The 13,096-nt window shown below is 61.2% G+C and carries 9 protein-coding genes; 4 read left to right on the top strand and 5 right to left on the bottom strand.

What is annotated here, in order from left to right:
- Positions 1-114: 114 nt before the first annotated feature.
- The 3 genes from VNV36_RS05005 to VNV36_RS04995 form a co-directional block, all read right to left on the bottom strand.
- Positions 115-1,014, bottom strand: coding sequence for a hydroxymethylglutaryl-CoA lyase (locus VNV36_RS05005; RefSeq protein ID WP_325716774.1), 900 nt, complete (start codon positions 1,012-1,014; stop codon positions 115-117).
- A 146-nt stretch (positions 1,015-1,160) separates the two neighbouring features.
- Complete coding sequence (locus VNV36_RS05000; protein ID WP_101159136.1) at positions 1,161-1,559, bottom strand: MerR family transcriptional regulator; 399 nt, start codon at positions 1,557-1,559, stop codon at positions 1,161-1,163.
- A 199-nt stretch (positions 1,560-1,758) separates the two neighbouring features.
- A complete protein-coding gene (locus tag VNV36_RS04995; protein ID WP_325716773.1) occupies positions 1,759-2,688 on the bottom strand; it encodes a LysR family transcriptional regulator in 930 nt (309 codons plus the stop codon).
- 171 nt (positions 2,689-2,859) lie between these two features.
- Here VNV36_RS04995 and VNV36_RS04990 point away from each other — a divergent pair, with 171 nt between their 5' ends.
- Positions 2,860-4,089: an acyl-CoA dehydrogenase gene (locus tag VNV36_RS04990; protein WP_186622458.1), complete on the top strand. Its 1,230-nt coding sequence runs from the start codon at positions 2,860-2,862 to the stop codon at positions 4,087-4,089.
- A 183-nt stretch (positions 4,090-4,272) separates the two neighbouring features.
- On the opposite strand, the gene VNV36_RS04985 is transcribed toward VNV36_RS04990, so the two are convergent.
- Both VNV36_RS04985 and xthA read right to left on the bottom strand, forming a co-directional pair.
- The gene (locus VNV36_RS04985) at positions 4,273-5,607 is read right to left on the bottom strand and encodes a substrate-binding domain-containing protein (protein ID WP_325716772.1); all 1,335 of its coding nucleotides are present in this window, start codon (positions 5,605-5,607) and stop codon (positions 4,273-4,275) included.
- 153 nt (positions 5,608-5,760) lie between these two features.
- Positions 5,761-6,573 carry an exodeoxyribonuclease III gene (gene xthA, locus VNV36_RS04980; RefSeq protein WP_325716771.1) on the bottom strand — a complete coding sequence of 271 codons (813 nt, stop codon included), beginning with the start codon at positions 6,571-6,573 and terminating at the stop codon, positions 5,761-5,763.
- A gap of 297 nt (positions 6,574-6,870) precedes the next feature.
- Between xthA and VNV36_RS04975 the strand changes: the two genes are divergently transcribed.
- The 3 genes from VNV36_RS04975 to VNV36_RS04965 all read left to right on the top strand — a co-directional run bounded on the left by VNV36_RS04975 (position 6,871) and on the right by VNV36_RS04965 (position 12,986).
- Positions 6,871-7,521 (top strand): GNAT family N-acetyltransferase, encoded by a 651-nt coding sequence (locus VNV36_RS04975; RefSeq protein WP_325716770.1) that lies wholly within the window; start codon positions 6,871-6,873, stop codon positions 7,519-7,521.
- A gap of 66 nt (positions 7,522-7,587) precedes the next feature.
- Entirely contained in the window at positions 7,588-9,315 is a 1,728-nt protein-coding gene (locus VNV36_RS04970; RefSeq protein WP_325716769.1) for an autotransporter assembly complex protein TamA, read from the top strand.
- Positions 9,312-12,986 carry a translocation/assembly module TamB domain-containing protein gene (locus VNV36_RS04965; protein WP_325716768.1) on the top strand — a complete coding sequence of 1,225 codons (3,675 nt, stop codon included), beginning with the start codon at positions 9,312-9,314 and terminating at the stop codon, positions 12,984-12,986. Before VNV36_RS04970 ends, VNV36_RS04965 begins: the two co-directional genes overlap by 4 nt.
- Positions 12,987-13,096: the final 110 nt, after the last annotated feature.

Raw genomic sequence — 13,096 nt, 5'->3', positions numbered from 1 at the left:
CCCTTATAAATCAGCGAATTAGATTTTTCAGGTTTTATCGGCTCTGAACAAAGCCAGACAATTTGTTTCCGTGTTACTCGCTTTTGCCCACATCGCCGACGCAGCGGTAACACCTCACTGGGCGCTGCGTGCCTTGGCCACTCGAGAACCGGTCGGGCGACCGAGCACTGCGCTGATCTGCTGGCCCGCGGCGATCAAGGCGTCCAGGTCGATACCGGTCTCGATCCCCAGGCCATTGAGCAGGTACACCACATCTTCGGTCGCCACGTTACCGCTTGCGCCTTTGGCGTACGGGCAGCCGCCGAGGCCGGCGATAGAGCTGTCGAACACTGCGATGCCTTCGAGCAGGCTGGCGTAGATATTGGCCATCGCCTGGCCATAGGTGTCATGGAAATGCCCGGCGAGTCTGTTCCGTGGCACTTGCGCCGAAACCACCTCGAACAGGCGCCGGGTCGCTCCGGCCGTACCGGTGCCGATGGTGTCGCCCAGTGAAACCTCGTAGCAGCCCATCGCATACAGCTCGCGCGCAATCATCGCCACTTGCTCCGGTGCGACCGTGCCTTCATAGGGGCAGCCCAACACGCAGGAGACGTAACCGCGCACGGTAACGCCATGCTGTTTCGCCGCCTCCATGATCGGCGCAAACCGCGCCAGGCTTTCGCTGATCGAGCAATTGATGTTGCGTTGCGAGAACGCCTCGGAGGCCGCGGCGAACACTGCAACTTCCTTGACCCCGGCGGCGATCGCATCTTCGAAACCGCGCAGGTTCGGCGCCAGCGCGCCATAGGTCACGCCAGGCTTGCGCTGAATCTGCGCGAACACCTCGGCCGACCCGGCCATCTGCGGCACCCACTTGGGCGAGACGAAACTGCCGACTTCGATATAGCCAAGACCTGCGGCACTGAGGGCGTCGACCAGTTGCACCTTGTCGGCCACGCTGATCGGTTGGGCTTCGTTCTGCAGGCCGTCGCGCGGGCCGACTTCGATCAGGCGTACTTGGGAGGGGAGGGACATGGGCGGGACCTGCCTGTTTTTTGAGTTCACGAAGAACCCTGTGGGAGCGAGCCTGCTCGCGAAAAGCGTAGGGTCAGTGACAGATATTCTGAATGTCAGACCGTATTCGCGAGCAAGCTCGCTCCCACAGGGGAAGTGGTGATTCTTTAGATCGCCTGCTGGCTTTTGAGCGTCTGCTCCAGCGCCTGCACGCAGCGCTCTTCGGCGGTATCCAGTTCCAGCTTCATCTGCTCGATATCCAGCAGTTGCTGTTCAAGCTGTTCGCGGCGTTCGCTGATTTTCGCCAGCATGCTGTTGAGTTGCCTGGTGTTACCGCTGGACGGGTCGTAAAGTTCGATCAGCTCGCGGCATTCAGCCAGTGAAAAACCGATGCGCTTGCCGCGCAGGATCAGCTTCAGCGTGACCTTGTCACGCGGTGAATAAATGCGTTCCTGGCCACGGCGCTCGGGGCTGAGCAGGCCTTGCTCTTCATAAAAGCGGATCGCCCGGGTGGTGATGTCCAACTCGCGGGCGAGGTCGGAAATGCTGTAGGTCTGACTGCTCATGAAAGCGCTCGGAAAAGGGGCATGGCGCTAAGCTAATCGGTGGTTTACGTTTACGTCAAGCGGGATGGTTTTGGGTTGTCTGTGCAGGCCTCTTCGCGAGCAGGCTCGCTCCCACATTCGACCGCGTTCCTTCAGATGAAATGCAATCCAATGTGGGAGCGAGCCTGCTCGCGAAGAACGAATAACGCGGTAAAAAGCCCTACACTTTATCGAGCTTCTTCTCCTGCGCCGTCACCTGCTGGCACAACTCGATCATCTGCTCGCGCATCCAGCGATTGGCCGGGTCCTGGTCGGTGCTTTCATGCCAGTACAGGTGCGTTTCCACCGATGGCACATCGTTTACCGGCAAATTGAACGCCTGCAGATCATGGCGGCGGGCGAAGCGTTCCGGCACGGTCATGACCATGTCGGTCTGCTGCATCACTTGCGAGGCCATCAGATAGTGCTGCGAGCGCAGGGCGATCTTGCGCTGGATGCCCATTTTGCCCAGCGCCAGATCGACATAACCCAGACCACTGCGGCGGCTGGAAATATGGATGTGAGTCAGCGACAAATAGTCATCGAGACTGAGTTTTTCCTTGCCCGCCAGCGGATGGCCCTTGCGCATGGCGCAGACGTAACGGTCATCCATCAGCTTGACGTGGCGCACCTGCGGGTCGGTATTGAGCGGCGCATCGACGGCAAAATCCAGACGCCCGGCGGCCAGTTCCTTGGTGGTTTCCCGACGTTTCGACAGAAAGCTTTCAATAATCACCGTCGGCGCCAGGCGGCGCAGGCGCTGGAACAAGGGTGGCAGGATGATCGCTTCCGTGAGGTCGGTCATGCTGATGCGATAGGTCTTGACTGCCTGCGCCGGATTGAAGATGCGGCTTTCCTGCACCGACACGCGCAGCAGCGACAGGGCATTGCGCACCGGGCCGATGATGTTCTGCGCCATCGGCGTTGGCACCATGCCTTGCGCGGTGCGTACGAAGAGCGGGTCGTTGAAGGTCTCGCGCAACCGCGCCAGGGCGTTGGACACCGCCGGCTGGGTGATGCCGACAATCTGCCCGGCGCGGGTCAGGTTGGCTTCGGTGTAGATCGCGTCGAAGACGATGAAAAGGTTGAGGTCGACCTTGCTCAGATTCATAACGCGGTTTCTCTTGTTATTGAGGACGGTGTTTCAAGGGCTGGCAATCAGCCGATCATATATCGGTGATGAATGTTTATACACGCCGAGAATAGGCTAGGTAAATTATCGGCGCTGTTCTAGCATCGATTGCATGACTTGAACAACCTCTGCCCGAGAAGGTAAATACCCATGGATTTCGCTTATTCGCCCAAGGTGCAAGAACTGCGTGAGCGCGTGACCGCGTTCATGGACACTTACGTTTACCCGGCTGAAGCCGTGTTCGAACGCCAGGTCGCCGAGGGCGATCGCTGGCAGCCGACCGCGATCATGGAAGAGCTCAAAGCCAAGGCGAAGGCTGAAGGTCTGTGGAATCTGTTTCTGCCCGAGTCGGAACTGGGCGCCGGGCTGAGCAACCTCGAATACGCGCCGCTGGCGGAAATCATGGGCCGCTCCCTGTTGGGGCCGGAGCCGTTCAACTGCTCGGCGCCGGACACCGGCAACATGGAAGTGCTGGTGCGTTACGCCAATGAAGAACAGAAGCAACGCTGGCTCGAACCGTTGCTGCGCGGCGAGATCCGCTCGGCGTTCGCCATGACCGAGCCTGACGTGGCTTCTTCCGATGCGACCAATATGGCCGCCAGCGCCGTGCGCGATGGCGACCAGTGGGTAATCAACGGCAAGAAGTGGTGGACCTCCGGCGCCTGCGATCCGCGCTGCAAGATTCTGATCTTCATGGGCTTGAGCAACCCGGACGCGCCGCGTCACGCCCAGCATTCGATGATCCTCGTGCCGGTGGACACACCCGGGGTGAAAATTGTCCGTCCGCTGCCGGTATTCGGTTACGACGATGCACCGCACGGTCATGCCGAAGTGCTGTTCGATAACGTGCGGGTGCCGTACGAAAACGTCCTGCTTGGCGAAGGACGCGGCTTCGAAATCGCCCAGGGTCGCCTTGGCCCGGGCCGGATTCATCACTGCATGCGTTCGATCGGCATGGCCGAGCGGGCGCTGGAACTGATGTGCAAACGCTCGGTGAGCCGCACCGCATTCGGCAAACCGCTGGCCCGTCTGGGCGGCAACGTCGACAAGATCGCCGACTCGCGGATGGAGATCGACATGGCGCGCCTGCTGACCCTGAAAGCGGCGTACATGATGGACACCGTCGGTAACAAAGTGGCGAAAAGCGAGATTGCGCAGATTAAAGTCGTGGCGCCGAATGTAGCCCTGCGGGTGATCGACCGCGCTATCCAGATGCATGGCGGAGCAGGGGTGTCGAACGATTTCCCGCTGGCTTACATGTACGCCATGCAACGCACCCTGCGCCTGGCCGATGGCCCGGACGAAGTGCACCGCGCGGCGATCGGCAAGTTCGAGATCGGCAAGTATGTGCCGAAGGAGATGTTGCGTAGCGAGCGCTGATTTCACACAGATTCATGTGAACTCTGACTGTGGCGAGGGAGCTTGCTCCCGCTGGGCTGCGCAGCGGCCCGCCAACCAGACAACCCGGTCTCACAGGCGTACTGGGTTAGCCGGATTTACGACTGCTGCGCAGCCGAGCGGGAGCAAGCTCCCTCGCCACAACAGCGGTTCAGGCGTGGAGATTCAATAGACCCAAACCTCAACCCGCCGATTCTTGATTCGTCCCTCGTCCGCACTGTTCGTCGCCACCGGCATCAGCGCGCCGAACCCGCGCACCTCGCGCATGACCACGCCGTTCCTGACCAGTTCGCGGCGCACCGCCATCGCTCGCAACTTCGACAGCAGATCGGCCCGCGCCGGGTCGTCCTTCAGGTCACCAAAGCCCACCAGTGTCACCGCGCGGTCGGTCTTGTCGTGACGCTTTATATAGTCGAGTACCCGCGCCAGATCCTGCCGCGCCTTGTTGTCCAGGCTGGCGCTGCCCTCGGCAAAACGGAAGTTCACCGTAAGACGCTGGGCGTGCCGGCTGAGGGCTTGATAACCCTCGGGCATCAGGGCATTCGGCGCCACGCGCATGGCCCGCACCGTCTGGCTGACAAAACCGCTGGCCGCGACGATCGCCTGGCCCTGTGGGCTTTGGGCAAACCTGGTCAATGCCTGCGCCCACGGATTCTGGCTGTCCGGCGGCAGGTAAAAAAACAGGCGCCGCGACAACGGATAGTCCTCGGTGGCGATCAGATTGTTGAGCGGCAACATCGCTTGCGAAGCACCGTCGGCAATGGCTACGGCTTTGGCCTGACGTACGTAGGGCAGGCCGATGAAGCCGATGCCTTGCGGATCGGCACTGACCGCATCGGACAATTGCTCGCTGGATTCAAAGCGTTTCGCTGCGCTACTGAGACTTTTCCCACGACGGCTCAGGACCAGTTCTTTAAACGTGTCGTATGTCCCCGACTGATCATCCCGCGCATATAAATGGATGGCGCCGCCACGACCACCGAGGTCTTCCCAGCGCTTCACCTCACCGGCAAAGATCCGCGCCAGTTGCTCGGTGTCGAGTTGCTGCAGCGCATTGGCCGGGTTGAGGATGATCGCCAGGCCGTCGATGGCAATGACTTGCTCGGCCGGCGGGCTTTTCAGATCGCCGAGGGTTTGCAAGGCCAGCAGTTCGCTGTCCTTGATCTCGCGGGAGGCGGCGGCCAGATCGGCGCTGGCATTTTTCAGTGCGGTAAAACCGGTGCTTGAACCGTGGGCGGCCACTTCAATGACCACGCGTTGCCCTTGGGTGGTCTGGCCAACGATGCGTTGTTCGTTGGCGGTGTCCGGGGTTTCGCGGTGGATTTTCAGCAGGCCTTGCTCCTGCAGCAGACCTTCGACCAGCGCCGGGCCGAGCTCGGCGCCGATGGTGTTGGAACCCTGAATGCCTAATGCCGGGCCGTTTTCGGGGATCGGCAGGGCGGCGGCGAACACCGACAGCCAGCCACTCAATAGGAAAACGCAGAGAACACGCAGGGTCATGCCGGCACCGAATCAGGCCAAGGGGATTGCCGGGGAGATTAAGTCAGGCGCGTGACCGAAATATGACAAGCCAAAAGATCGCAGCCTTCGGCAGCTCCTACAGGAAAATGCATTCCACATGCACGAGCTGCCGAAGGCTGCGATCTTTTGCTTTTAGCTCAGTTCAAGCCAGATCGGCGCATGGTCCGATGGTTTTTCCATGCCGCGCAGTTCGTAGTCCACGCCCGCGTCCTTGACCCGTGGCAGCAAGCCATGGGAGGCAAGGATCACGTCAATCCGCAGGCCGCGCTTGGGTTCGTCTTCAAAACCACGGCTACGGTAGTCGAACCAGCTGAACATGTCGGTCACGTCGGGGTTGAGGTGGCGATAGCTGTCGGTCAGGCCCCAATTCTTCAGGCGCGCCATCCACTCGCGTTCTTCCGGGAGGAAGCTGCATTTGCCGGTTTTCAGCCAGCGCTTCATGTTGTCCGGGCCGATGCCGATGTCGCAGTCTTCCGGGGATATGTTCACATCGCCCATCACCACCAGCGGCTGTTCGTTGTGGAACTGGCTTTCCAGCAGCGCTTGCAAATCACTGTAGAAACGCTGCTTGGCGGGGAATTTGGTCGGGTGGTCACGGCTTTCACCCTGGGGAAAATAGCCGTTCATGATCGTCACCGGCACGCCATGGGCGTCGGCGAAGGTGCCCCAGATGAAGCGGCGCTGGGCATCTTCTTCATCGGTGGCGAAGCCTTTGTGGATGGCGATTGGCTCGTTGCGCGAGAGCAGGGCGACACCGTAATGGCCTTTCTGGCCATGGAAGTGCACGTGGTAGCCGAGGGCGCGGATCTCTTCGTGGGGGAACTGGTCGTCGTGAACCTTGGTTTCCTGCAGCCCGATCACGTCGGGCTGATGTTTTTCGATCAGCGCTGCCAGCTGATGCGGACGGGCACGCAGTCCGTTGATGTTGAAGGAAACGATCTTCATGGTCGGCAGTCCTGGCAAAAGGGCGATGCTAGCTGACATGGGGGAGATGGGCCAGTGTGGGAGAAATCATTTTGGCCTGTGGGATTTGTAGCGCCTGTTCCGCCGCCTTCGCGAGCAGGCTCGCTCCCTCATTGACACCGCACACTCCTGTGGGAGCGAGCCCGCTCGCGAAGAGGCCGGCAAGATCGATGAAGATCCCGACTTGGTCTATACCTGTGAGGGAACCACACCACCCGCCCAAGGTTCGTACCAACAAGCGCGCCAGCCTCCGAGCGCGTCCCGGGGAGAATCACCGTCATGCCTGAAACCCAGTTCGCCGTCGCCGACGTTCATATGCTCGACCGCGGCTACTCGCGTGAAGCCCGCTCTTTGCTGTATCAGGCCTATCGCCACGAGCCGACCTTTGGCTATCTGTTCGAAGCCGAGCGCCCTGGCTACGAACAACGCGTGCGCGCCACCGTACGTGAACTGGTCAAACAGCATTTCCTTCAGGATCTGCCGGCGATCGGCCTGTTGGTCAACGATCGCTTGATCGGCATCGCCCTGATCGCACCGCCGCAACGGCGTCTGGGCGTCACCGAAAGTTGGGCGTGGCGCTTGCGCATGGTGCTCAGCACCGGTTTTCGCTGCAACCGGCGTTATCTGGAATATCACGATGCGGTGGCAGCATGCGTGCCCGGCGACTCGGTGCATATGCTGCCGTTGCTCGGCGTGCATCCGCAGTTTCAGGGCAAGCATTACGGCGAGCAATTGCTCACTGCCGTGCACAACTGGTGCGCGGTCGACGAAACATCCCAAGGCGTGGTGCTCGACACGGGCAACCCGCGCTACCTGGAATTCTATAAAAGGCAGGGTTATCAGGAGATCGGCGAGGTTGCCGTCGGGCCTGTGCGCGAACACGTATTTTTTCACGCCAATCCGCAGGTGTTACAAACAGCAACGGGGTAATCATCGAACTTCTTCACAAATTACCTGTTCTATCAGGCTCCCAAGCCCGTGATAGCATCCGCGCCTATGAAGTTTCCACGAAGATTTACCAGCGGCGTGCTGATGCTGTTATCCAGCTGCGCGGCGCTGGCGCAAAGCGAATTGGATGTACGGATCAAACCGTCCCACGATGAACTCAAGGCCAATATAGAAGGCTATATCGGCAGCCTTGGCGATCGCGACGAAGAAGCCTTGCTGCGCTTCACTCGCGGCGCCGAAGAGCAGGCGCGCAAAGCGGCCCAGGCACTGGGCTACTATCAGCCGCAGATCGACAGTGACGTCAAGGGCGGGGAAAAACCGCGTCTGGTGCTGAACATCGATCCCGGCGAGCCGATTCGCCTGCGCAATGTCACCGTGCGTGTCGACGGCCCGGCGGCCTCGCTGAAATCCTTTCGCGTGCCGAAAGGCGACCTGCTCAAGTCCGGCGCGGTACTCAACCATGGCCGTTACGAAGACGCCAAACGGGTGATCCAGAATCAGGCCTCGCGCTACGGTTACTTCAGTGGCCATTTCACCAGCCAGAAACTGCTGGTCGATCCGCGCGCGGGTGTGGCCGATATCGAATTGATCTACGACAGTGGCCCGCGTTATGCGCTGGGCAAAGTCAGTTTCGAGGGCGACACGCCGTTCGACGAAGAGCTGCTGCAACGCATGGTGCCGTTCAGGGAAGGCGAGCCGTACGACTCCGAGTTGATCGCCGAACTCAATCGCGACCTGCAATCGAGCGGTTACTTCGAAGGCGTGCGCGTCGACGCGGCACCGACGGCGGCAAAGAACGATGTGATCCCGGTCGACGTCAAACTCGACACGCGCAAGCCACGCACCATGGGCCTGGGCCTCGGCTACTCGACCGACGTCGGACCGCGCGTCAAGGCCAACTGGACGCGCCACTGGGTCAACCCGCAGGGCGACAGTTATGGCTGGGAAGCCGAACTCTCGGCGCCCCGGCAGAACGTCGGGCTGTTCTACGACATCCCGCTCGACCCGCCATTGACCGACAAATTGCGCTGGGCCGGCGGCTATCAGTTCGAAGACATCGAAGGCTCCGACACCCTGAGCAAGCTGCTGACCTTCGGCCCGGAATGGCACAGCAAGTTGCCCAGCGGCTGGCAGCGGGTGATCTCGCTGAAATGGCAGCGCGAAGAATACGAACTCGGCGACGACTCGGGCCTGAGTACCTTGCTGATGCCCGGCATCAGTTATTCGTATCTGAAAAGCGACAACCGCATCGACCCGCGCAACGGCTATCGCCTGAGCTTCGAAAGCAAAGTGGCGAAAGAAGGTCTGGGCTCCGACAACAACCTTTTATATGGCACTGCGTTGGTCAAAGGCCTGACCACGGTGTTCGACAAGCACCGCTTGCTCGGCCGCGTGCAGGTCGGTGGCAGCGCCACCAATGGCTACAAATCGGTGCCGCCGTCGCTGCGTTTCTTTGCCGGTGGCGATCAGAGCGTGCGCGGTTACGACTACCAGAGCCTGTCGCCGAAAAACTCCGACGGCGACCGCATCGGTGGCCGCTACATGATTGCCGGCAGTGTCGAATATCAGTATTCGATCGCCGAGAAGTGGCGGGTCGCGACCTTCGTCGACCAGGGCAACTCTTTCAACAAACTCGAACTGCCCGACCTCAAGACCGGGGTCGGTGTGGGCGTGCGCTGGGTCTCGCCGGTGGGGCCGATCCGCCTCGACCTCGCTCGTGCGCTGGACGATGACGGCGGCTTTCGGTTGCACTTTTCCATGGGGCCTGAGCTGTGAAGCGTGGTGTGAAAATAACGGCGCTGGCCCTGTTGGCGCTGGTCTTGTTGCTGGTCTTGAGCCTCGCTGCCTTGCTTGGCACGCAGGCGGGCAGTCGCTGGGCACTAGGCTTGGTGCCGGGCCTGAGCGTGGAGAATTTCCACGGTCGCCTCGCTGGCCAATGGAGCGCAGATCACCTGCTCTGGCAGCAGGACACAAGTCGCGTCGAGCTGAGCAAGGCGATCTTCGCCTGGTCGCCGCTGTGCCTGACGCGTATGACCTTGTGCATCGATCAGCTCAAGGCCGAGCAGGTGGTCCTGCAATTTCCGCCGAGCGAGGAAACTACCGAGAGCGGCCCGATCAAACTGCCCGATCTGCAGTTGCCGCTGGCCATCGAACTCGGCGACGTTCAGGTGGGCAGCCTGTTGTTCAACGGCAGCGAACAGCTCAAGGGCCTGCAACTGGCGGCACACTGGACCGCTCAGGGCTTGCAGATCGACAGCGTGAAACTGCAGCGCGATGAACTCAGCGTGAACCTGTCCGGCCTGCTGCAACCCACCGGCGACTGGCCGCTGAACATTCAGGGCGATCTGACCTTGCCCGCACCGGGCACTGCGCCGTGGACGCTGGCCCTGAAGGTCGAAGGCGATCTGCTGAAAACCCTCAACCTGCATGCCGACAGCCGTGGCTACCTCGACGGCCAGCTGAGCGGTGAACTGCAAGCGCTGGCGGAAAACCTCCCGGCCAAGGTGCGCATCACCAGCGAGGCGTTCAAACCGAGCGCCGATCTGCCTGACACCCTGCAATTCAACCAGTTGGTGTTGACCGGCGAAGGCGACCTGAAAAACGGTTATCAACTGCTCGGCAACGCCACGCTGCCCGCCGAAAAATCGCCGGTGGCGCTGCTACTCAAAGGCAAGGTCGACGCCAACGGCGCGCAGATCGCCGGCCTCGACCTCAACGCCAACGACAAGCAAAGCGTCAAGCTCACCGGCCATGTCGACTGGAGCAAGGGCCTCAGCGCCCAGGCCAATATCAATTGGCAAGACTTCCCGTGGCACCGGCTCTATCCGGAGATCGATGAGCCGCAAGTGACGTTGCGTACTTTCACTGGCGAAGTGTCCTACACCGACGGTCAGTATCTGGGCAACTTCGACGCTGCGCTGGATGGCCCGGCGGGGGCGTTCACTTTAAGCAGTCCGTTCAGCGGCAGTCTGGAACAGATTGCTTTGCCGCAACTGGTCATGCAGGCCGGGCAGGGCAAGGCCGAAGGGCACGTCAACGTGCGCTTCGGCGACGGCATCGCCTGGGACACGGCACTGGATCTGTCGGCGCTCAACCCGGCGTACTGGGTCGCGGAACTGCCGGGCACTCTGGCCGGGCCGTTGAAGAGCAAAGGCGAGATGAAGAACGATCGCCTGAGCCTCAGCGCCGACCTCGACCTCAAAGGCAAACTGCGCGGCCAGCCGGCAATTCTGCAAGCCAAGGCCGATGGTGCCGGTGAACGCTGGAACCTCAACGCCCTGCAAATCCGCCTCGGCGACAACAGCATCAACGGCAAGGGGAGTCTGCAGGACAAACTCAATGGCCAGATCGATATCAAGCTGCCGCGTCTGGCCCAGCTGTGGCCGCAATTGCGCGGGCAGGTCAACGGTCAGGTCAATGTCGCCGGTACGCTGAAGGCGCCGCAGGGCAAGTTCGATCTGCAGGGTTCGCAACTGGCCTTCCAGGACAACCGCCTGCAAAGCCTCAACCTCGACGCCACCCTCGACAGTGCGCAACGAGCGAAGATCAATCTCAAAGGCAGCGGCATTCAGACCGGCGACACCGCGCTGGGCACCCTGACCGCCAGTGCTCAGGGCGATATCAAGAGCCAGAAACTCAACCTCGACCTGATCGGGCCGAAGCTGAAGCTGGCGCTGGGTCTGGATGGCAATCTCGACAAGGGCAACTGGCGCGGACGTCTTGCCAGTGGTGACATTCAGGCCGGTGGCCAGGACTGGAAGCTACAAAGCCCGGCCAGGCTGGAGCGTCTGGCGAACGGCCAGATCAATTTCGGCGCGCATTGCTGGCTGTCCGGCAATGCCAGCCTGTGTGGTGAAGATCAGCGCCTGATGCCCGAGCCAAAATTGCGCTATCACCTCAAGCAATTCCCCATCGAAAGCCTCGCGCAATGGCTGCCCAAGGACTTCGCCTGGCAGGGCCGGCTCAACGCCGATCTGCAACTGGACCTGCCGGCCAGCGGCCCGAATGGTGTGGTCAGTGTCGATGCCAGCGGCGGCACCTTGCGCGTGCGCGACAAGGATCAGTGGCTGGATTTCCCGTACCAGACGCTCAAGCTCAGCAGCAAGCTCACGCCCAAACGCGTCGACACCGAACTGAATTTCGTCGGCGGCAAGCTCGGCGAATTGATGGTTCAGACGCAGCTCAATCCGCTGCCGAAAAACAAACCGCTGAGCGGCTCGTTCCGCCTCACTGGTCTGGATTTGTCAGTGGCGCGGCCGTTTGTGCCGATGGTCGAGAAACTCAGCGGGCGCCTCAACGGCAGCGGCACGATCTCCGGTGGTTTGCTGGCGCCACTGGTCAACGGCACTGTGCAACTGAGCGACGGTGAAGTGTCCGGCGCCGAACTGCCGATGGAGTTGCAGAACCTGCAACTGACCGCGGCGATTGCCGGCGAGTCGGTGCGTCTGGACGGCGGCTGGAGAAGCGGCAAGACCGGCCAGGGCAGCCTCAACGGCAACGTCGCCTGGGGGCAGGCGCTGGTGGTCGATCTGGCGCTTAAGGGGACGCAGTTGCCTGTCAGCGTCGAACCCTACGCCAAACTTGAAATGGCGCCGGATCTGAAGATTTCCATGGCCGGCGATGAGCTGAAAATCGCCGGCAAGGTGCTGGTGCCCAAAGGCGAAATCATCGTGCGTGAACTGCCGCCGTCGACGGTAAAAGTCTCCGACGACACGATCATCGTTGGCGCACAGACCGAGGAGGGCAAACCACCGATCGCCATGAAGATGGACATCGACGTGATCGTCGGCCAGGACAAGCTGAGCTTCGCCGGTTTCGGCCTGACCGCCAATCTGCAGGGGCAGGTGCACATCGGCGACAACATGGACACCCGTGGCGAACTGTGGCTCAACGACGGCCGCTATCGCGCCTACGGCCAGCGCCTCACAGTGCGACGTGCGCGTCTGTTGTTCGCCGGCCCCATTGATCAGCCGTATCTGGACATCGAAGCGATCCGCCAGACCGACGACGTCATTGCTGGTATTCGCCTGAGCGGCAGCGCCGAACAGCCGACCACGCAGATCTTCTCCGAACCGGCGATGAGTCAGGAACAGGCGCTGTCGTACCTGGTGCTGGGCCGTCCGCTGAGCACCAATGGCGAAGACAACAACATGCTCGCGCAAGCCGCGCTAGGCCTGGGCCTGATGGGCAGTGCCGGGGTGACCAGTGGCCTGGCCAAGGATCTGGGCATTCAGGATTTCCAACTCGACACCCAAGGCAGCGGCAACGACACCAGCGTCGTCGCCAGCGGCAACATCTCCGAAAAACTCAGCCTGCGCTACGGCGTTGGCGTCTTCGAACCGGCCAGCACCATCGCTCTGCGTTACAAGCTGAGCAAGAAGGTCTATGTCGAAGCGGCGAGCGGCGTGGCGAGTTCGCTGGATATTTTCTACAAGCGCGATTTCTAGCGCGCATCTGTTCATCCACACCGAGGCGCATCCTTCGCGAGCAGGCTCGCTCCCACAGGGGATCTCCAGCGGACACGAATGTCTGCCTGCCACAGGTCAATGTGGGAGCG

Source organism: Pseudomonas sp. (genome assembly GCF_035554175.1).
Lineage (GTDB): Bacteria > Pseudomonadota > Gammaproteobacteria > Pseudomonadales > Pseudomonadaceae > Aquipseudomonas.
The sequence above is the reverse complement of the archived record's forward strand: the minus strand, read 5'-3'. Positions and strand labels throughout refer to the sequence as shown.

Bases quoted from the DNA above. Each gene is read 5' to 3' on its own strand.
- VNV36_RS05005 (WP_325716774.1), bottom strand. From the start codon at position 1,014: ATGTCCCTCCCCTCCCAAGTACGCCTGATCGAAGTCGGCCCGCGCGAC.
- VNV36_RS05000 (WP_101159136.1), bottom strand. From the start codon at position 1,559: ATGAGCAGTCAGACCTACAGCATTTCCGACCTCGCCCGCGAGTTGGAC.
- VNV36_RS04995 (WP_325716773.1), bottom strand. From the start codon at position 2,688: ATGAATCTGAGCAAGGTCGACCTCAACCTTTTCATCGTCTTCGACGCG.
- VNV36_RS04990 (WP_186622458.1), top strand. From the start codon at position 2,860: ATGGATTTCGCTTATTCGCCCAAGGTGCAAGAACTGCGTGAGCGCGTG.
- VNV36_RS04985 (WP_325716772.1), bottom strand. From the start codon at position 5,607: ATGACCCTGCGTGTTCTCTGCGTTTTCCTATTGAGTGGCTGGCTGTCG.
- xthA (WP_325716771.1), bottom strand. From the start codon at position 6,573: ATGAAGATCGTTTCCTTCAACATCAACGGACTGCGTGCCCGTCCGCAT.
- VNV36_RS04975 (WP_325716770.1), top strand. From the start codon at position 6,871: ATGCCTGAAACCCAGTTCGCCGTCGCCGACGTTCATATGCTCGACCGC.
- VNV36_RS04970 (WP_325716769.1), top strand. From the start codon at position 7,588: ATGAAGTTTCCACGAAGATTTACCAGCGGCGTGCTGATGCTGTTATCC.